This window comes from Desulfosporosinus meridiei DSM 13257, assembly GCF_000231385.2.
GTDB lineage: Bacteria > Bacillota > Desulfitobacteriia > Desulfitobacteriales > Desulfitobacteriaceae > Desulfosporosinus > Desulfosporosinus meridiei.
The window spans coordinates 353,772-375,725 of the sequence record NC_018515.1; the positions used below are offsets into that span (position 1 = coordinate 353,772).

The window sequence follows — 21,954 nt, forward strand, 5'->3', positions numbered from 1 at the left end:
GGAATCAATTTGACAGAAGATCAAATCAAAAAAATGTCCAGAGGGCAATTGTATAATGAAATATGGGAGATCTCAGTAGCCGGTGTAGCTAAGAAATATAACGTGCATTACGTCGAATTGCTTAAATTATGTAACGAAGCAGATATTCCATACCCGCCGTCCGGATACTGGACACAACTCAAATTTGGTAAAGCCGTAACAAAAACACCGTTGCCAGAGTCCAGAGTAATTGAAGTTTCGCTGCCAGCTAACTCTACTCCCAAACGCAAAACTGCTGCTGCATCTATTGCTGTTACTGAAGTGAATAAAGCCAAAGTCGAGGAAAACCCGGATTCAAATGAAGCCGTGGAGTATAATGAAACAACTGAAAAGCAGCATAAAGCTGAAGAGGTGGCTACTCCTCCAGATAATCGGACTACTTATCGGACGGTGGATAAAAAGCAAAACATTTATAACCGGGAAAAACTTTATGAAGAGGTGTGGGCAAAACCGGTTGTTGATGTTGCTGCTCAATATGCCGTGTCAGACGTGGCTATACATAAAATCTGTAAAACACTTAATATACCTGTTCCACCCCGGGGTTACTGGTCAAAGATTCGCGCAGGGGCAAAACCCAAAAAGACCCCGCTCCCAAAAACAAAAGGAGTTACTGAGATAATAGGGGCAAGGACTTTTGAAGGCGTAAAGGTCAGTAATGCAACTGGGCAACCGCTTGTATTTTTAGCTGAAGGCGAGAAACAACAAGTACATCTTGCTGCACGACAAGTTAAGGTATCGCCTGAAAATGCACAATTACATAAAAAGATAGTTGCCTATAGGTCTGTGGTCAAAGAATGGAATAAAAAAAACATGAGGCCTGAGGGTACACAAAAAGGCTTCAGTAACTATAGCTATTCCAATCGTCCACCATTTCTAGCCGGTGTTATCTCAGATGAAACCCTTTCAAGGGTTTATCGGATACTTGATGCGATATATCGTCAAGTTGAAAGTTTAGGCGGTTCAGTCAATAATGATCTTTCCCTTCAGGTTAGAAGTGAACAAGTCTATCTTGAAGTGTTTGAGGCGCAAGATGAAGTCAAGCATCAAATCACACGGCAAGAAGCAAAGGAAATACTTATCTATGAAGATGCAGAGCGCCATCACACATGGGCTAGTAAACCCAATATTCGTAAGTATGACTATGTTTTCAATGGAAAACTTAGAATCTGTATTCGTAAGGGCAGATATTTTAGAGATACAGATACGGTTAATATTGAAACCAGGCTCGGCGATATACTAATCGAACTCTATGAAGAATCTGAAGTGGTTCGCCTTGACCGAGAAGCACGTGAGGAAGCCAAACGTAAACAAGAGGAAGAGGAAAGGCTGCGCCAAGAACGCCGCAAACGCTTCAATGAAGAAGTTGACCGGACAATTGCGTTGACCAATATGGCACAGGATTATGACACTGCCTGTAAAATCAGAGCCATTATCTCTGCTTTAGAGTCAGCAGAAAATATTGATGAGGAAACTTCTTCATGGATAGATTGGGCTAAGAAGAAAGCTGAATGGTTTGACCCTACAATATCCAGAACTGATGAATTTCTTGGGGATCGTAATCATGAAGAATGTGAAGAACGGAAAACTCGTAAAAAAACTTATTGGTGATTAAGAAATCGTATACGATGGCCTGGCGAGGGGATTTTCTCAATGGGACAAGGGTTGGGGTTAGATGTTAAGGCGGAGACGGTGGATACATAGGTGCTGACCTTGCAGGCTGGATATCACACTATAGCAAGACGCTTAACGGAAGACGGAGTTCTCACTCAACGCGGTAACAAGGTTTCAGAAGATCTTTAACGCCGATCTTTTAACCAAGAAGAGGGTCAAAAACAAGGGAGAACTGCCGCAGTATTTATTATGAGGACACCCATACAGCGATTATTGATAAGGATACCTGGCAGTGTGTGCAGCTTGAATTTGAGCGACAGGAGCAGTATAAGAAGGCTCTTCTATGAGCAAGTACCATTATAATCAGAGCGAAAGGTATGGTTTTGTTGGAAAAATAATCTGTAAGCATTGTAGTCGTACATATGTCATGCGAGAGTCAGCACGTACCCAGGACTTGGGTGGCAATATTGGCCTGCTCAGGATTTAGATCAGGACGATATAAACCGCTGGGACCGGATGACTGCCAATGCGAGGTCAAGATCGATGGGGATTTACCGGAACGGGCCTTTGTTAACGCTTGGAACGAGTTGATAGAAAGCCGGATAACCTATGAAGAAGAATGGAAACAATGCATGGATGGAAGCGATTTATTGCTTAGATATTGGGCAAAAGAACTAAGACGTTTGGTTGAGGACAGAGGTCTGATTGAAGGGTTCTCGTATGAACTGATGCTTAAAACGTAGACCATATAGTTTAGTAGGAAACGATGGACCGGTAGAAGTGATTTTCCTTGCTGGTGTAAGAGTTGAGGTTAGATTTTAAGGCGAAGACGACGGGCATCTACCTTTAATACACTAAGGCAGCGAAGCGATTAGAAGTAGGAGCCGATAAGTGAAGTTCAATCCTTAGAAAAGTATTTGATCTAGTACTAGTTTTTATACTGCCATATAACCTAGGGTTTGACTGCTTAAAAGTTTACATATTAAAAAAAGGAAAATTTTTATGTTTATTGCAGGAATTACTTCTTATTTACAGAATTTATTTAATATCCCCCCAAATATGTAATCAACAAGCCTGAACAAGGGGCGAGAATTTATGAAATCTGAGATATTGGTTCTTTTAAGCGGCGGTCTTGACTCAACAGCTTGTGTTGCATACTACTTGAACTTGGGCTTTAAAGTTAAGGCTCTTTTTGTTGATTATAACCAAAATGCAGTTGACCAAGAAAAGAAATCAGCTTATGCCATTAGCAATTATTACTGTGTTGACTTCCAAGTCTTGAAATGTTCTGGGTTGCGTCAGTGGGGAACGGGAGTAATTCCTGGAAGAAATGCATTTTTATTAAGTATTGCCTTGCTTTCATCAAACCTAAGTCAGGGATTGATTGCTATTGGAATCCATTCTGGTACTAGTTACTATGACTGTTCACCTAATTTCTTATTGGAAATGAACAATTTGTTTGATTGCTATACAGATGGGAAAATTTCTATTAGTGCGCCATTTTTAAATTATAATAAAGATTTTATCTGGCAATATTGTTTGGATCATGCTGTGCCGATTGAACTAACTTACAGTTGCGAAAAAGGTTTTTTAGAACCATGTGGTAGTTGTTTATCATGTAGAGATAGGGAGGTTCTCCGTGCTTGCAAGAAGAAATAAATTGGTTCACCCTAGTGGAGTTATTTTAGAAACACCAATGCTTATACCATCTTTTTCGAGTAAGGGTTTTAGGTTTAATAAGCAGGATAAGTCCGAGGCATCAATAATCTTCAGAGTGGCAGAGGAGTACTTAACCCAATGCTTATTAATAAGTGCCTATGATGGTCATTATGGTTATGTCCCTAGTGATGATTTCCCAACTGAAGTTGTTTTTGTCGATAGTGGAGGATACGAAACATCTGACGAGCATGATTTATCCGAAGTTATGCGTTACGTTGGCCCGATTAAAGAATGGACTGAAGATTTGCATAAACAATTCCTGAATAACTGGCCTAGCCATGTGCCTGGAGTTTTTATTAGCTTCGACCATGGTAGTATTCATAGAACGATTCCTGAGCAAATCGAGCAGGGACGTGATCTTTTTTCAAAGTATACGAATCAAATGAGCGATTTTCTTCTAAAGCCAGAAAATGAAGAAAGATATATTTCTTTACAAAAGATCTTGGATAATATATTGCTTCTAAAAGACTTTGATATTATTGGTTTTACAGAAAAGGAGTTAGGGAAATCTTTATTAGAGAGAATGCAAAATATTGCAATAATAAGAATGGCATTAGATAAAGCGGGCATAAATTCTCCGTTACATATATTTGGAAGTCTTGACCCAATAACATCTTCCTTATATTTTCTGTCTGGGGCGGAAATTTTTGATGGGCTTACATGGTTAAAATATTCTTATTATACCGGTAAAACAATTTACAAACAAAACTATGGTGCTTTAGAACCTACCTTATTAAATATGAGAGAAGAAACATTAGACGCTACCATTTGGGCAAGGAATATTTATCATCTAGAAAGTCTCCAAATACAAATGAAAAATTTCCTACTGGAACATGACTTTAGAATGTTTCAGGAAAACTCCGAGTTATTAAGAAACTCATATGATACACTGTGCGGAAAACTAGGAGGGAGATTTTAATGGGTGGATCAGGTGGAGGATATTTTCACATTTCTAATCCGAATGACTTTACTAAGAAACTAAGAGAAGAAGAAGAAAAAACTACAAATAGTCATTTTGAAACTGAAGTTTCAGGTTTAATAGATGAACTATTAGCACAATATAATAACCGTGATACTGAACTCATTACAAGGCATATTGAGAGAATAAAATTGGCACTAGAAAAAGACATTGAAGGTGTCTTAGATCTGCTTTTCGGTGGTTCGGTCTCAAAACATACATACGTAGATGGCTTAAGTGACATAGATGCACTAGTGATATTAAATAAGTCGGATTTAAATGGAAAATCACCAGAGGATGTAAAGAATTATTTTTATACTAGACTGAAAGAAAGTTTGCCCAATACTGAGATTCATAGAGGAAAATTAGCAATAACAATAAAATACTCCGATTCAGAAATACAAATTCTCCCAGCCGTAAGGACTGAAAGTGGAATAAAGATAGCTGACCAAAATAGTGGAAAATGGGCGAGTATTAATCCGGAAAAGTTTACTACTTGTTTAACAGAAGTTAATAAAAATGTTTCTATGAAACTTATACCTACTATTAAAATGGTTAAATCCATAATTTCAAATTTGCCAGAAAATAGGCAGCTAACGGGGTACCATGTTGAATCGCTAGCTGTGGAAATATTTAAAAGTTATGATGGAAAAAAGACAACTAAGTCAATGCTAAAACATTTCTTTTCTGAAGCAACAGATAAAGTTATGTCACCAATTAAGGATAAGACTGGTCAATCTAGACATGTAGACGATTACCTTGGGTCAGGTGGTAGCTTAGAAAGGAAGATAGCTTCTGACGCACTAAATCGTATTGCTAGAAAATTAAAAAATGCAGATGGATCACAATCGCTTGATAAATGGAAGGAAATATTGGGGGAAAACAATTGAAAAGTGAAAACCCGAGTCAAAAGTTATCTAAAGTTATTGATATGATGCTTACGGCGCATTCAAGTCTAAGAGACAAATACAATTCATATTCTTTGTTAATGGACTTGTTATTATTTGGGATTTCAATAATTTTAAATGCAACTGTGTTTTTAGATCCTAAAATACTTAAACTAATTGGTTTGAATGAAGATAAAACCAGAATTATTTTGGGGTTAATTTCGATATTAGTCTTTATAGCAACATTTATTTCTTTACGCGTTGATTGGAAACAAAAAGGCGAACAATATAGGCAAACTGCTGAAACACTTTCAAGGCTGAAATCACTTTTAAATGAAAATATGGAAGTAAACCAAGATGGAAATAACTCTATGACAATAATAATGCATCAGGTTAAGGAAGAGTTAGATAAACTTCCTGTTAAAATTCCTGAGAAAAAATTTATACAATTAAAGGCGCGACATAAAAGAAAAATTGCATTAAGTAAGATGATAGATTCTAATCCAGGTGCCTCAATTCTTCTTTTGAAATTGAAGTTGTTCTGGCTATCTAATAAAAATATATTTAAAGGACAGAACCACTCGGAAAGTAGGAGTGAGAATGTTTAATCAAACAATATCTAGGCAACTAGGTATTACTTATATGGATGTTAAACAAATTGTGATAGATTGTGGTTTCGCAAACGAGATAGATTGGCAAGAGGATATTAAGTTTGAGAATATTAACGAATCAAGATTTATAGAGGAAGTAGCTTGGGTTATACTTTCTTCCGGAATGAAAGAGTCGATAATAAGGAGAGTATTCCCTGAAATATGTCGTTTATTTTATAACTGGAAATCAAGTAAAATAGTTATACGAAATAAAGAATTGTGTTTAGTCAATGCACTTAAATATTTTAATAATCCTGGTAAAATAAAAGCCATTATCAGTATTATCGAAGTACTAGATAATATCGGGTTTACTAATGTTAAACAGAAGATTCAAGAACAAGGAATAAATTATTTAAGAACATTTCCCTATATTGGTCCAGTAACATCCTATCATTTGGCTAAAAATATTGGCTTGGAAGTTGCAAAGCCCGATAGACATTTAAAAAGAATTGCAGATAAAGCAGGCTTTGAAAGCGTTGATAATCTTTGTACGGTGATTTCAAACGTAACTGGGGACAAAGTATCTGTAATTGACATTGTATTATGGCGTTTTGCAACCATAAAAACTAATTATCTAGATTATTTTGATTCTTGGATAACGACCTAATCGTAGAAAGATTAAAGCCTTTAAAAGATAGTTCTTTCCGCATATGAATAAATGCACCCCCTTTGGAAAAAGAGTAGGTGCATCGTTAATTTGTATCAAAGATTTGAGTCATTAGACAAAATAAGCACTCAATATTTGATACAATTAATGATCATACGAAGTCCAGCATTGCTGGGCTTTTCGGTTTTTTGAGGCAAACTGAGCATCGTTTAAGACGGCGCTTTTTATGTTTTCTGCACCTATTCGTTGAAAGATGCACCCTACTCTGGAACGATTCCTACCTATCGTTAAAAAGTATAGGAATCGTTAAAAGGTTTGAGGAAAACATTGGCCGAGGGGTAATGTAATCCGAGAACAGAACAATTAAGGATTTGGCAGAACTTTGCCTTACTGGTATTGGAGGAGATTGAAGAAACTCGTTGAATTCTTGAAGTGTGCTCTTAAATGGGTTATATCCTCGCTAAGTTAAAAGTCTAGCTGGATTGGTGCGTGAGGATGAGAATAATTGTCAATAATACAGTGGATGGATAAGTGTTGCAACTCTTTAAGGTTTTTTGTGGATTTAGTTAAATATTACGAGGTAAGTAGAAATTAGCAGATTAAATCTACAAAGCATCTTTTTGTCTACAATAAAGTGTATAATAATGGAGGATATAGAGTGGAATATAGTGCCGGAATGGTGAAATGCTCATTTTGGTTTCCGGAGTTTCGTAAAGTAATTCAGCATTTAAATGCTGGCAAAAAGTTAACTGAAATCAAAGAGAAGAACAAGAATGAGAATATCTTTGCAGCTCCTACACAAGCAAGGGCATCCCAAATATTTAATGCCGTAGCCAGACGTGCAAAGAGTCTAGATCAGTCGTTTTATCTTCTATTTGAGCAAAGTGATGTAACCATGCAAAAGATCATTACCCTTATAGCTATCATGGCGACAGATCGTCTGTTCTTTGATTTCATCTACGAAGTGTATCGTGAGAAATTGATCCTTGGCAGCGATGAACTGACAGATCGGGATCTTCGCATTTTCTTTAAGGACAAGCAATTGCAAAGTAAAAAAGTTGCCAAATGGAGGGACTATACCCTGAAGCGTCTCGGAACCTGCTATAAGACATTGCTCATGGAAGCGGGTATAACGGATCGTTCGACTGGCAACCGGAAACTATTGAAGCCGATTTTGGACAAATCTTTGGAAGATTGCCTGCGAGCTAACGGCATGGAGATCATGATCCATGCCCTAACGGGAGTGAGATAAAATGGCCAGTTTGGAAGAACGCTTGGATCAAGCAGAACGAATGATCAAAATGCCCAGCTTCCGCCAGAATAAAGGCCTGGGTAATGAAGTGGGCTATTACGTTTTTGATTATCCTGCTGAAAAGGAAATGGTCGTCAGAGAACGCATTGAATACATAAAGGCCAAAAACTCTAAAGGCACAGATGGGTTTGAACTCGTTGTCTTCGACCTTTATGATATCGTAATCGATATGTTGGAGCAGGAAGGCTTTATGGAACAGTGCTACAAGTTTGAAAAGAAAAAGGGCCTGGAACGAATCGTTAAAGCGGTCGGTAATCTTTTGCAGATTAATGATGATGCCAGCATGATTGTTCAATACATTCAGAAACGAACACCCCAGGAAGCCGTTGTTTTTCTGACGGGGATTGGCAAGTGCTATCCGCTACTTCGGTCACACAAGGTTCTCAACAATCTTCATCAAGCGATTGACTATGTACCGGTCGTAATGTTCTATCCAGGCAAATACGATGGGCAGACCTTGATTCTGTTTAATGAGATTAAAGACGATAACTATTACCGAGCCTTCAGGCTTGTGGAGTAAGGAGCGGAAGCGTTGAATATCAAAGACATGTTTGCCAAAAAGATTGACAGGGACATTAAAGGTGTCATTAAAGTGGGTCAAGGTGACGATGCGAATATCAAGCAGGAGCTTGAAGAATATGTCGTGACTAAGGAACTGCAAAAGCATTTTGCCGATTTCTTTGCCAGCTATAAGAAAGGGATTAACGGTCACACCGACAAAATGGGAGTTTGGATATCCGGCTTCTTTGGAAGTGGTAAGTCTCACTTCTTGAAAATCCTTTCCTATCTTTTGGCCAATAAAGAAGTCGAGGGTAAGAAAGCCCTTGAGTACTTCATCGAGGATGATAAGATCATCGATCCGATGGTTCTAGCAGATATGCAGTTGGCAGCTAGTGTGCCCACGGATGTTGTCTTGTTTAATATCGACTCCAAAAGCGAAATGACCGGCAAACAGACGAAAGATGCCATCGTCTCCGTATTTCTGAAGGTCTTCAATGAAATGCAGGGCTTCTGTGGTTCTATTCCGTTCCTGGCTGACTTGGAAAGACGGCTCCAGGAAGTTGGGCGTTATAAAGAATTCATAGAATTATTTGAGGAAGACTTCGGCCAGCCGTGGGAAGCAACACGCCACAAGTTCGATTTTATTCAGGATAGCATCGTGGAAGTGTTGGATGACATGGGCTTTATGAGTGAAGCTGCCGCCAGGAACTGGTGTGAAAAAGCAACAGAACCTTATAATATTAGCATTGAAAATTTTGCGCAGCTCGTCAAAGAATACCTCAAGCGTCAGGACCGAAATCATCACATCGTGTTCTTAGTGGACGAAATCGGCCAGTACATAGGTGACGATTCAAAACTGATGCTCAATCTGCAAACCGTAACGGAGGATTTGGGTACGGCTTGTCAGGGGAAGGTTTGGATCATTGTCACAAGCCAGCAGGATATAGATTCCGTGACGAAGACGAAAGGTAACGATTTTTCCAAGATTCAGGGGCGTTTCGATACCCGACTGTCACTTTCCTCGGCCAATGTCGATGAAGTCATCAAGAAGAGAATTCTCGCAAAAACCACAACCGCCGAACAAACTCTAAGATTGCTTTATGAACAAAAGACAACCATCATTAAAAACCTGATCGTCTTCAATGATGGGGTGGAAAAAAAGTTATATACTGACGACAGCGATTTTGCTGCCGTTTATCCCTTTGTGACTTATCAATTTAACCTGCTGGCTAGTGTCCTGACTTCGATCAGAACTCATGGTGCTTCCGGTAAGCATTTATCTGAGGGCGAGCGTTCCATGATTGCCCTGTTTAAAGAATCGGCGGTGAAACTGATGGATCGTCCTGCCGGCACGCTGATTCCGTTTAATGTCTTTTATGATGCGCTGCATCAGTTTCTAGATCACAGTCACAAAGGGGTTATCATTCGGGCGATGGACAACAGCTATATAAACCCGGATAAGCTGGAGGAGTGCTTCGCCGTCAGTGTTCTCAAAACACTGTTCATGATCAAGTATGTTAAAGAGATTACGGCCAACATCGATAACATCACCAGCCTGATGATTTCTGATATTGAGACAGATCGTATTGAACTGAAGAAGCAGGTCGAAGAAGCTCTCAAAGTTCTTGTACGCCAGATGCTTGTCCAGAAAAATGGCGACATATTTGTCTTTCTGACCGACGAAGAACAGGAAATCAACCGTGAAATTGACAGCCAGAATGTGGAGACGGGTGAGGTCATCAATAAAGTTTCCGAGTTGATTTTCGAGGATATTTTTAGCTATAAAAAATATAGCTACCCCAAATTCAATGGCCGATACAACTTTGCCTTGAATCAGATTGTGGATGATCATCCTTATAAGGCTAATCAGAACCATGATATTGGGATCAGAGTTCTTACCCCAAACTCCGAATATGGCGACCAGGAGGCGACCCTGCGGATGATGTCTGGTCAGGGAAAAGAAGTCCTTGTCGCCCTGCCCACTGATTCTGCTTTTCTTAGTGAAATTAGAAGCGCGCTAAAGATTGAAAAATACCTGCGCCTGACAACATCCAGTACACTCACCAAGTTTGAACAGATCAAAGAAGCCAAACGAGTTGAAATGCGCGAAAGAAGTGGTAATGCCAAACTGTTTTTGATCGAATCGATGAAGAATGCCGTTATCTATGTGAATGGTGATAAAGCTCAGATTGGCGCTAAGGATGTGGCAGCTAGAATTAATGATGCCTTTGGCCGTTTGGTGGCCACTGTTTACCATAAGCTTACCTATATTGATGCCCCCATGAGCGAAGCCCACATCCGGGCATTGTTTAAAGTTTCCAATCAATTGAATCTTACCTTGGAAGATGGCAGCGAACCGAATATCCATGCGCTGAACGATATGCTCAGTTTTATTGCCGGAAATTCGGCGATGCACATGAAAACATCCATGAAGAGTCTAATGGATCGCTTCATGAAGGCTCCTTATGGCTTCGTAGAAGATGATGTGGAATGGCTTGTAGCTAAGCTGTTCAAGAACGGCGATATCGCTTTTACGGTTAATGGGACAAGTGTGACACTGCTCAATAAAACCGACGAGGAAATCATCCGTTATATTACCAAGAAAGAGTATGTCGAAAAGCTTTTAACTGAAAAACGGGAAAAGCCCAATGATAAGCAGAAAAAGGCCGTTCGTGAGGTAATGAAGGAATTATTCGGCGTTTCCAGTGTTAACGAAGACGAAGATGCCATGATGTGCAGCTTCCAGAGCTACAGTAATAACATTGTTTATGAGCTGGAGAAATTTGAAATTATGTATCAGAGCAAGCCACTGCCGGGCCAAAAAATTGTGACCTCAGGCAAAACGTTGCTGCGTGCTGTGGTGCAGATTCAGTCCCCAAGCGAATTTTTCAAAAAAATCTCGACCGACCGCGACGACTACCTTGATTTTGCTGAAGATTATGAACCCGTCAAAGCTTTTTTTGGCGGTGATCAAAAGACCATCTTTGAAAAAGCTTTGCATCTCATGGGTATTTACGATGACAGCAAGACCTTCATCGTGGATGAACAAGTGGAAACTGTCGTAGGCGAAATTAAAGCCATTCTCAAAAAAGACTCTCCCTATAGCGATATTCCGAAGCTGCCGGAACTGTTAAGCCGCTTTAATGACCTTTATATAAAGCTCTTGACGGATATGGAAGCACCGGTTATTGCCGCTATTGAGGATGCTAAAACCAGGGTGTTTGATGTTCTGGAGGCCAAGGAATACAAAAGTGAGTTGGTAGAGCGCTTCCGTAAGCTGTTTGCAGAAATCCTTGAAAAGGCCAAGACCTGTAACAATGTCGCAACACTGCAGAATGTTAAAGTCGAAGCTGATGCATTGAAAGTTCGTCTGCTCAATGAGATGACCAAGAAGGATGAGCAGATCGCCCGTTCCAAAACTGAGGAAGAAAAGAAAAAAACGGGTGCTGGTGGCGTTAAGGAAACAGGAGCGAAGTTTCAGCCGAAGGTTAAGAGACGAAAGAGCATCAGTATTAAGTCAGTCAACCTCGCGGCCTCCTGGCAGATTGAGACGGCCCAGGACGTGGATAAGTATATGGCTGCTCTCAAAGAACGGATTCTGAAAGAGTTGGATGAGGACACAATCATTAATATTGAGTTCTAAAGGAGCAACTAAGATGAATAAAACAGCCATTAAGAACTTTGCGATCTGGGCAAGAAATAAGCTCATCGCAGAGATTACATATAAAGCAGGACTGCTGGGTATTACGGAAAAAGAAGTCAAAAGCCCCCTGCCGCAGTCCTCAAAAGATGTCCAATTCTTTGATATCGGTACAAGAGAGCCGTACTCTATTACCGGCGTGGAAATTGAGCAGCGAGCAAAACTGGTCGCAGCAATTCAGCAAAAAGAAGAGCAGTCGGATTACAAGACTGCTTTTAAGAGCGTGGTTGAAGAGGTAGCTTATACCTGGTTCAATCGTCTGATAGCCGTGCGATTTATGGAAGTAAATGACTATCTCCCATCTCGAATCAGAGTGCTGTCTTCAGAAAGCAGCACAAAAGCAGAACCGGACTTGGTGACTACGCCTTTTGACGCAGATCTGGAGTATACGCCTTATGAAAAAGACCGAATCATGCAGCTGAAACATGACAATAAGCTGGATGAGCTTTTTCGTATGCTCTTTATCAAGCAGTGTAATGCTCTCAATGTGATTCTGCCGGAATTGTTTGAGAAAACGAATGACTACACTGAACTTCTGTTGAACGTATCTTATACTGATAAAGACGGCATGGTTTATCACTTGGTGCATGATATTGATGAAGCTGATTTTAAAGAAGCAGTCGAAATAATTGGTTGGATGTATCAATTCTATATTTCTGAAAAACATGAAGAAGTAGTAAACGTTATTGGTGGTAAATCTATAAAGAAAGAAGACATTCCCGCAGCAACGCAGCTTTTTACCACCGACTGGGTTGTTCGATATATGGTCGATAATTCGCTTGGTCGTTATTGGATTGAGCGTAATCCAGATAGTAACCTGAAAGAAAAACTTGAATTTTTTATTTCACCCCAAAAAAGTGATATCACATATATAGATGAAAAAGTTGATCCTACCAATATTACCTTTTTTGACCCGTGCATGGGTAGTGGTCATATTTTAGTATATGCTTTTGAAGTTTTTATGGCAATTTATGAAGAATGTGGCTATTCCCAGCGTGATGCAGCAAAAAACATTATAACAAATAATCTATTTGGTCTTGATATAGATAAAAGAGCTTATCAGTTAGCTTATTTTGCTGTCATGATGAAGGCAAGAAGCTATAACCGACGCATTTTATTGATGGATATCAACATTAATGTATGCGCGATCTATGAAAGCAATGGGGTAACAAAGTTTACATATGATGATTTAACCTTTAATGAATTTCAGAATAACATTGGTGAATATTTGATTAATACTTTTAGGCATGCAAAAGAACTTGGCTCTTTGCAAACAGTTGATTATCATGACTATATTTCATTCGCTGATTATTTGGATCAGTGCATTACAAATGATCAATTAAATCTTTTTACTTCTATATGGATGAGTGAAACGCTTCCATTAATGAGAAAGTTAGCAAAACAAGCTGAAATCTTGAAAGAAAAATATACTGTTGTATGTACCAATCCTCCTTACATGAACAAATTAGAAAGTCACCTTAAAGAATTTGTAACTACTCGATATAAGGCGTACTCAGGTGATTTATTTTCTGTGTTTATGTATCGTAATTTGTCTTTCTGTAAGGAAGATGGCTATGCTGCTTATATGACTCCAAATGTATGGATGTTTTTGAAAACATATGAAAATTTGCGAAAATTTATTGTTGAAGAGAAGTCAATTTCATCTCTTATTCAAATGGCAAAAGGAGCATTCTTCAAAGAAGCTGTTGTAGATATATGTACTTTTGTTTTGGCTAATAAGCCTTCTAGTATTGAAGGCATTTATATTAGGCTTGAAGATTTTAAAGGAGATATGGATGTACAGAAAGAAAAAGTTCTGGAAGCAATAAATACTGATAATTGTAGTTTTTTATATTCAACAAAAACTGATAACTTTTCTAGAATATCTGGTATACCTATAGCTTATTGGGTTAAGAATTATGCTGTTTTTTCGGCGAAGAAGTTCAGCCATAGTTATTTTTCTGGTGGAAGAAACAAAACGCATAATAACGATGTCTATGTTCGTACATGGTGGGAAGTAAAGAGAACACCTGGATGGAGGCCGTACTCTAATGGTGGCGTGTTCAGAAAATGGTATGGGAATAATACTGATGTAGTAAATTGGACACCTGGTGCAAGAGATTTTTACCGCCAACATGGCGGCTTGTTAAATGAAAAGTTCTGGGATAAAGAAGGGATAACATGGAATGATATTACTTCTGGTTTACCAAGCTTTAGAATTAAACCTGCTGATAGCATATTTAGTTCCGTTTCCCCAACAATATTTAACTTGTCCTTTAAGTGTGATAATGCTGTATTGGGATTTCTCAACTCTAAGGTAAGCATATATCTACTTAATATTACAAATCCAACATTGCATACGCTTGTTGGAAACGTTCTAGACTTACCTGATTTAATCGAGAACGTACCGGTATCATGCTTTGAATTGGTCGCAACTAATATAAAATTAGCCAAAATGGATTGGGATTTCTTTGAAACAAGTTGCGATTTTAAACGTCATCCCTTCTTAACTTTCCAGACCGATACAGTTGCAAAATTTAGCACCTATTACCTAAATGAGAATGATAATATATCTAGTATTTGTTCAAACACAGCAAATGGCTGGGTAGAAAATGCATTTAAGATCTGGCGCTTTTTTTCAGAGGCACAATTTAAAAAACTGAAATCTAATGAGGAAGAGCTAAATCGTATTTTCATTGAACTCTATGGTTTAAAGAAAGAGCTTTGCCCACAGGTTGAGGAAAAAGACGTGATAATCCGCAAAGCAGACCTTGGACGTGATGTGCGTTCTTTTATTTCGTACGCAGTAGGTTGTATGTTTGGTCGCTACAGCCTCGACTTGGATGGACTTGCATTTGACGGTGGTGAATGGGATGATTGCAAATACAACACCTTTATCCCCAACAAAGACAATATCCTACCCATCTCCGATGAAGAATACTTTGAGGATGATATCGTTGGACTGTTCTGTGCCTTCGTCAAAATAAGCTTTGGTGCCGATAATTTGGAAGAAAATCTGGACTTCATAGCCAATTCGCTTGGCAATAAGGGTAATACCTCCAGAGAAGTCATCCGAAATTATTTTCTAAAAGATTTCTTTAAAGATCATTGCAAGGGTTATCAGAAGCGTCCGATATATTGGCTCTTTGACAGCGGTAAAACAGATGGTTTCAAAGCTTTGATATATCTGCATCGGTATAGTGAGGATACCATTGGTAATCTGCGTATTGATTACCTCCATAGGATGCAGCGAGTATATGATAGTGAAGTCGCTCGTATGCAGGAGACGATTGATAACAGTGATAATGCCCGTGAAGTGGCAGCTGCAACCAAGCGAAAAGAAAAACTAAAAAAGCAATTGAAAGAAACCAAGGAATACGATGAGAAGATTGCTCACCTTGCTCTTGCCCGTATTTCCATAGATCTGGATGACGGAGTAAAGGTTAACTATGAAAAAGTCCAGACTGGTACCGATGGCGAGAAGCTTGAAGTGCTGGCGAAGATCTGAGGTGAGGGACTGATGTGCGATGCAGATTTAATTAGCGAAAAAATAAAATCGGTATTACCTATCTTTGTCTCCAAAGAAGCTTTACCCTTGCTTAACAAGGAAGGCTTATGCAAGCAATTATTAGGGATAATGCGGATTAGTGATAAGATTTTAAGCGAAGTAGAGATTGAAAATATCGTGAGTAATTATGTCTTTGTATCTGAGCTTGTTCGTAATGATTTAAGGGAAATAGACATAAGGCTAGCTGAGTTAAAAACACTTGATGCAGCAACTCCGTCAGAAGATGATTATAAACACAAAAAGTATCGGTATTTTGCCGGTCTAAATAGAAATGCCAAAGCAGAAATTATTGATTTCTATAGCAATAAGCTTATTGATTTTAGCGTTGAAAACAAGTCATTTAAGTATACAGAGCGCAAAGATGATGGCTTAACTATGTTATTCCTTGATGGGAGATATGAGTATGCTCACTTCAAGAGATATTTTGATTTTCAGCATGATTTTAGCACAGAGGCAAAGATGCGTTTTATTCCGGGAATTGACCTTACTAAAATTGAAAAAACTGTGACTAAGTATATCGATCTGAAAGTATCTTCTCCTGAGGCTTATCAGGAGGAAATTGCACGAATGGTGACCGAAAACCAATGTATTGAATATGTACGAGACAAGGTATCCAATAATCATTACCTTTCCAGGAGGCGTGAGATCTTTGACATTCTTGTTGGATTATTCAATGAAAAGAGATATCAGGCATTTATTGCATTAGCAGTCCTTCAACTCGAAGGGTTGTTCTATGACTGTTGTTCAATAATTGCAAAAAAAGAGCTTGGAAACAAGGCAGGTACACTCGTTGAGAAGGCTGAGAAAGTCTATAGTGATAGTCGAGTACTGGAACTGTCTGTATATCCATATTTCGCATATGATGTTCCAGACCTTCGTAACGAAGTTGCGCACAATGGCATTATCTTAGGAAAAGACCTACAATCTATTGCAAATGAAATAGTCCTCGACTTATATTCTATTGTATATTGGGCTTGTCATTTAAGTAATGACAAATATATTCCTTTACTGATGACAATGGATAAAATCAATGAAGTACCTGATGCAGATGAGGAACAAGTAGTCGAAACACTTTTTTGCGAGTTTTATTCCTGTTATCAGATATCAAACAGGGAATTTATTGATGTCTTGAAATCTCCAGAAAATTATCAAACTGAAATCGACTACTACAAGCCGCCTGCAGATTGCTCTACGGGACAGTCTTTAGAAGAATCAGTTACTTTCCTTTCTTCAAAAGTTAAAAGCGAAGGATTCTGGAAATTTATTTTGCAACATATTGACATTGATAAAGAACACATAAAAGGAAAACCGTATGATTTTATTGATTTTGTAGTGCATTTTAAAAATGCATTTATACCAATATTGGGGAAAGGAACACCTGAAAAAATAGCGTGTCAAGAAGTTGCTAGGTTGCTAAAGCCTTTTGAAGAAGCTGATAAAGTAAAGGCAGGTGTATAGCATGGCAGAACTTAACTTTAAACAAATTATTGACAAGCTTAATGCCGAGTTCGCTGGTGACATCCGCAAACTGGTATTCTGGTATGATGAGAAAGCAGAGTTTGCCGATGATATTGACACACTGGAACTAACCAATGCCAAAGTCTATCACTTGGAATCAGACAATCAGTTCTATACTAAATATTTTCTGGAGCGCTTGGATCAGACAACAAACTACTTGATTTATGCGCCGTTTCCAAAGCCCTCTGTACGGAATAATCATTTAGAGGACACATTACTGTACTCCAAGCAGTTTTTTGCAGATCGAGCGTCTTTGCTTGCTGTGGACCTTGGCATTGATGAGAAGTACAAACCGGTCATTCAAAAATATATTAAGTTTTTTGGGGCGAAAGATCGAACACAACGTTTCTATGATCTGGAGATCGAGAATTTTAATAGAGACACCATCGAAGTTGCCCTGATGAGCGCACTCTGCAAGACCCGAATTGCTTCGTTTGATGAGGTTGTTCGTGTGATTATGACCGATGACGGGTTTGAGGACAACAAGTATCTTGCGGAGTTTGGGAAATATGATCTTCTTCCTGCTTTCTGGCGATTATGCGAGGACCAGTTTGGCTATACCGATGTTAAGCCTACCCTTGAAAAACTGGTGGTTACGATGTTTGTGACGTATACAGAACGCTATCTTCATTGCGAGTTGCCGCAGTCCTGGCGCAGCTTTGTTTCCTTTAAATCCGGTTCGATCATTACCTTCTTAGACAATCTGATGAACAACGTGTTGTATCGTGGACGGTATAATCAGATTTCCGCAAATGTGGGTGACGAATTGAACGTTACTGCGGTGTTTGAATCATATCCCCCGCAAGCCCTGATCGATTGTGACACCTTTGCTGTGGTTGATCGCTTTATCATCGGTTGGATCAATGAACGACTGCTGGCTGAGGATACGGGGGCCAAGTTGAACGAAATGTCTATCCCTGTGGTGTGTCAGGAGCGACGTAAAAAGCACTTTGGAGAAAGCTATGAGGGTCAGTATCAACTGCTGGAAAATGCCTATTATCTTATTCTAGCAGCCAACTACCATTGCCCGGATCAATTTATGGGTATTGTCGATCAGTACCGTGCTTCGGACTGCCTGATCGATACCCATTACCGAAACTTCTACTTCTATTACGATCAGCTCACGGATAATGCACCTTTTGAAAAGCTCCGTGATCTGGTGGAGGCTATCTATACCAACGAATACCTATCCGCTGTGATTCCAAAGTGGAACGCTGGATTTACAGGCGAAGAGGCCCTGACCGTGCTGCCTTTGCAGTCGGACTTCTTTAATCGCTATGTTCGCAGCTGTAAGGAGCGTGTGGTCGTTATTATTTCCGATGCTTTGCGCTACGAAGTTGGCCGCTCCCTCTGGGTGAAGCTGCAGGAAGATGAAAAATGCTCTGCACAGCTGGAGGCAATGATAAGTGTACTCCCGTCTTATACAAGGCTTGGCATGGCGGCACTTCTGCCCCATAAAACCTTGGAAATGACGGAGGATTATCGTGTTCTGGTCGATGGTTCGCCTTGCGATGATCTAAAACAGCGGGAAACTGTATTACAAAGCTACGTCAAAAATAGCCGCTGCCTTCAGTACGATAACCTCAAATCAAGAGATGTTATCCGGCAGGCCTTTGCCGGAATGGAAGTGATCTACATCTATCATAATCAGATTGATGCCCGTGGAGATAAACACAATACTGAAAATGAAGTCTTTACTGCCTGCGAGGAAGCCATCGGTGAAATCTACAACCTCATTAAGCGCTTGACGGAAGATGTGAGTGCCACTCATTACATCGTTACGGCGGATCATGGATTTATCTATAAACGGGACAAGCTGCAAGAGAGTGACAAGATTACAAATATTGCTGAGAAAGGCTCTTTTGTCAACCGACGCTTTATTGTTTCAGATCAGGCCCTTCAGGAAGATGGCATCTTCTCTGTGCCGATGAGTTGGATTCTCAGGAATGAAGACCCCAAAATGGTCTCTTTCCCTATCAGCGCCAATGTATTCAAAGTGGCAGGGGGAGGACAAAACTATGTGCATGGCGGATCATCTCCTCAGGAAATGATCGTTCCAGTGCTGGACATTAAGACGGCAAAGGGTCACAAGGAAACCCGTACCGTTCAGATCACGCTGGTCAGTATGGTTCAGAAAATCACGAACATGATTGCTTCACTGGACTTCATTCAGACGGAGCCAGTCAGCGATGTGGTCAAGGGAACCCGCTATAAGATTTTCTTTATTTCTGAGGATAACGAAAAGATCTCTAATGAGGCCATTTATGTTGCAGACAAAAAGGAGCTTGAGCCCCAGAAGCGAATCTTCCGTCTGCGGTTTAACTTTAAAAATAAAAAGTATGACAAGTCCAAGCAATATTATCTGGTGGCTTATGATGAAAAGAATGACCTGGAAATCCTTCGTCATGCTGTCGTCATGGATATTGCCTTTGGAGATGACTTTGGGTTTAACCTATAAGGCGGTGATAATGTGAGCGAATTAGAAATGGGAATTAAAAACGTTTCAGAACTGTTGGAAAAGCTGAAAACACATTTTTCCGGGAAGATTGTCCGTAAAGATCTGACCAAGAAAATCAAAGAAGGGGCCAACGTTCCGGTTTATGTTTTGGAATACTTGCTGGGGATGTATTGCTCTTCGATGGATCAAGAGGAAATCGACGCTGGGGTTCAGAACGTAAAGCAGATACTGGCCGAGAATTATGTGCGCCCAGATGAAGCCCAAAAGATTATTTCCAAGCTTCGAGAAAGAGGCAGCTATACGGTTATTGATAAAGTATCAGTGAAACTGAATTATAAGAACGATATTTATGAATCTGAGTTTTCCAATCTCGGCATAAAAAATGTCCCGCTTGCCGAGAAGTACGTATCTGATTTTGAACGACTGCTCTGCGGCGGTATATGGTGTATCGTACAGATGGAATATTTCTATGATGAGGCCGATAAAAACCGCTGTCCGTTTATCATCCGCAAGCTAACCCCGATCCAGATGCCCAGTTTGGATATTGATGAAGTTAAGTCTGCCAGAGCGAATTTCTCAGATGAGGAATGGATCGACCTGGTGCTAAGAAGCACCGGGATGGAACCGTCCCAGTTTGATAAGCGAGTTAAATGGCTGCACCTAGCCCGTTTGATCCCCTTGATTGAGAACAACTACAACTTCTGCGAATTGGGGCCGAGAGGAACCGGTAAGTCCCATATTTATAAGGAGATCAGCCCGAATAGCATTCTCGTTTCCGGCGGTCAGACAACAGTGGCTAACCTGTTTTACAACATGGGCAGCAAGACGGTTGGACTCGTGGGCTTATGGGATTGCGTAGCCTTCGATGAGGTTGCCGGGATCAAGTTCAAGGATCAAGACGGAGTACAGATCATGAAGGATTATATGGCTTCTGGTTCTTTTTCGCGCGGAAAGGAAGAAAAGAACGCCTATGCTTCGATGGTGTTCGTCGGAAATATCAATCAAAGTGTGGATGTTCTTTTAAAAACGTCCCACCTCTTTGATCCATTTCCAGAGGCGATGTCTAATGACTCGGCCTTCTTGGATCGATTACACTGTTATTTACCTGGCTGGGAGATTCCCAAATATCGGCCGGAATATTTCACCGACGACTACGGCTTTATTACGGACTATTTCTCGGAAATTATGCGAGAGTTGAGAAAAATATCCTATGCCGATGCCTATGATAAATACTTCAAGCTGGGGAACAACCTGAACCAGCGGGATGTCATTGCTGTGAAAAAAACAGTATCTGGGCTGGTTAAGTTGATCCACCCAGATGGCCAGTTTACGAAAGAAAATGTCGAAGAAATTCTGCGCTTTGCGCTGGAAATGCGTCGTCGTGTCAAGGAACAACTGAAGAAGATCGGAGGCATGGAGTTCTATGACGTAAACTTCTCTTATATTGACCATGAAACATTCAATGAGGACTATGTTTCTGTTCCTGAGCAAGGCGGGGGCAAATTGATTCCAGAAGGTATGGGAAAACCTGGTCATATTTATACGGTTTCTCGTGGCAAATCCGGTATGATCGGCGTTTACAAACTGGAAATGCAGATGACTGCCGGTAATGGTAAGTTTGAGAGAACTGGTATTGGATCGGATCGGGAAGCGAAGGAGGCTGTCGATACAGCCTATCGTTATCTCAAAGCCAATGGTAAAAATATCAGTGGTTCCATTAGCACGACGACTAAAGATTATCTCATGCACGTTCAGGATTTGAATGGTATCGGCATGACCAAGCGTTTGACCTTGCCAACTGTTGTGGCTATATGCTCAATAGCTTTGCATAAGCCGGCTTTGAGTAGTGCGGTCATACTTGGAGATCTTAGTATTGGCGGCACAATTATAAAAGTTGAAGAGTTGGCCAACACTTTGCAGGTTTGTTTGGACAGTGGAGCCAAAAAGGTTCTGATTCCTATTACCTCTGCTGTCGATCTTGGAACCGTGCCTTCGGAACTGATTGGCTGCTTTAATATCATCTTCTACCAGAGTGCCGAGGACGCAGTGTTTAAAGCATTGGGAGTAGATTAGGGGATAGAGAATGATGTAGTGATGCAAGACATCAAAACAAAAGAACAACCCTGTATACACTGCTTTGTTCCTGAAGTAGTATAGTAGTAGTAGCTTCCAAGAATACAGTATATTACAAAACGGGACAACACAGTTAGTATCGCTCGGTCAGATTCGATATTCCCTAATAAAGTTTACTTTGACGCTTGAAAAAGGCGTCAATTTTTATGAATTACAATTAAATGTCTGCCAGCAATGTTATGCTAGTTATCAAAGATAGAATTGAAGAAAGGAGTTAGGTGTTAAGTACAAATAAGTTGGAGCAAATTACCTATGTTATTAGGTAGGTATTTTGTAGTTTTATCGCGAATCTA

Annotated in this window: 14 protein-coding genes; all 14 read left to right on the plus strand. The window is 39.9% G+C overall.

Annotation, left to right across the window (positions count from 1 at the left end; translation table 11 throughout):
* The first annotated feature begins 9 nt into the window (after positions 1-9).
* The 14 genes from DESMER_RS01765 to brxL all read left to right on the plus strand — a co-directional run bounded on the left by DESMER_RS01765 (position 10) and on the right by brxL (position 21,601).
* Positions 10-1,647, plus strand: a complete 1,638-nt coding sequence (locus tag DESMER_RS01765) for a hypothetical protein (RefSeq protein ID WP_014901347.1) — start codon at positions 10-12, stop codon at positions 1,645-1,647.
* Between the two features lie 470 nt (positions 1,648-2,117).
* Positions 2,118-2,393, plus strand: a complete 276-nt coding sequence (locus DESMER_RS01770; RefSeq protein ID WP_042333270.1) for a hypothetical protein — start codon at positions 2,118-2,120, stop codon at positions 2,391-2,393.
* A gap of 352 nt (positions 2,394-2,745) precedes the next feature.
* Positions 2,746-3,309: a 7-cyano-7-deazaguanine synthase gene (locus DESMER_RS01775; RefSeq protein ID WP_014901348.1), complete on the plus strand. Its 564-nt coding sequence runs from the start codon at positions 2,746-2,748 to the stop codon at positions 3,307-3,309.
* Positions 3,290-4,288 (plus strand): hypothetical protein, encoded by a 999-nt coding sequence (locus tag DESMER_RS01780; RefSeq protein ID WP_014901349.1) that lies wholly within the window; start codon positions 3,290-3,292, stop codon positions 4,286-4,288. The genes DESMER_RS01775 and DESMER_RS01780 overlap by 20 nt, the downstream gene beginning before the upstream one ends.
* The gene (locus DESMER_RS01785; protein ID WP_014901350.1) at positions 4,288-5,217 is read left to right on the plus strand and encodes a CBASS oligonucleotide cyclase; all 930 of its coding nucleotides are present in this window, start codon (positions 4,288-4,290) and stop codon (positions 5,215-5,217) included. The genes DESMER_RS01780 and DESMER_RS01785 overlap by 1 nt, the downstream gene beginning before the upstream one ends.
* On the plus strand, positions 5,214-5,822 hold the full coding sequence (locus DESMER_RS01790; protein ID WP_014901351.1) for a hypothetical protein: 609 nt from the start codon (positions 5,214-5,216) through the stop codon (positions 5,820-5,822). Before DESMER_RS01785 ends, DESMER_RS01790 begins: the two co-directional genes overlap by 4 nt.
* Positions 5,815-6,471: a hypothetical protein gene (locus DESMER_RS01795; protein WP_014901352.1), complete on the plus strand. Its 657-nt coding sequence runs from the start codon at positions 5,815-5,817 to the stop codon at positions 6,469-6,471. Before DESMER_RS01790 ends, DESMER_RS01795 begins: the two co-directional genes overlap by 8 nt.
* Before the next feature lie 658 nt (positions 6,472-7,129).
* Positions 7,130-7,723 (plus strand): DUF1819 family protein, encoded by a 594-nt coding sequence (locus DESMER_RS01800; RefSeq protein ID WP_014901353.1) that lies wholly within the window; start codon positions 7,130-7,132, stop codon positions 7,721-7,723.
* A gap of 1 nt (position 7,724) precedes the next feature.
* Positions 7,725-8,303, plus strand: coding sequence for a DUF1788 domain-containing protein (locus DESMER_RS01805; protein ID WP_014901354.1), 579 nt, complete (start codon positions 7,725-7,727; stop codon positions 8,301-8,303).
* 12 nt (positions 8,304-8,315) lie between these two features.
* A complete protein-coding gene (brxC, locus tag DESMER_RS01810; protein WP_014901355.1) occupies positions 8,316-11,927 on the plus strand; it encodes a BREX system P-loop protein BrxC in 3,612 nt (1,203 codons plus the stop codon).
* A 13-nt stretch (positions 11,928-11,940) separates the two neighbouring features.
* The gene (gene pglX / locus DESMER_RS01815) at positions 11,941-15,492 is read left to right on the plus strand and encodes a BREX-1 system adenine-specific DNA-methyltransferase PglX (protein ID WP_014901356.1); all 3,552 of its coding nucleotides are present in this window, start codon (positions 11,941-11,943) and stop codon (positions 15,490-15,492) included.
* Positions 15,493-15,504: 12 nt separating this feature from the next.
* Complete coding sequence (locus DESMER_RS01820) at positions 15,505-17,010, plus strand: hypothetical protein (RefSeq protein WP_014901357.1); 1,506 nt, start codon at positions 15,505-15,507, stop codon at positions 17,008-17,010.
* A 1-nt stretch (position 17,011) separates the two neighbouring features.
* The gene (pglZ, locus tag DESMER_RS01825) at positions 17,012-19,528 is read left to right on the plus strand and encodes a BREX-1 system phosphatase PglZ type A (RefSeq protein WP_014901358.1); all 2,517 of its coding nucleotides are present in this window, start codon (positions 17,012-17,014) and stop codon (positions 19,526-19,528) included.
* A gap of 27 nt (positions 19,529-19,555) precedes the next feature.
* Positions 19,556-21,601, plus strand: a complete 2,046-nt coding sequence (gene brxL, locus DESMER_RS01830) for a protease Lon-related BREX system protein BrxL (RefSeq protein ID WP_042334183.1) — start codon at positions 19,556-19,558, stop codon at positions 21,599-21,601.
* The last annotated feature ends 353 nt before the right edge of the window (positions 21,602-21,954 follow it).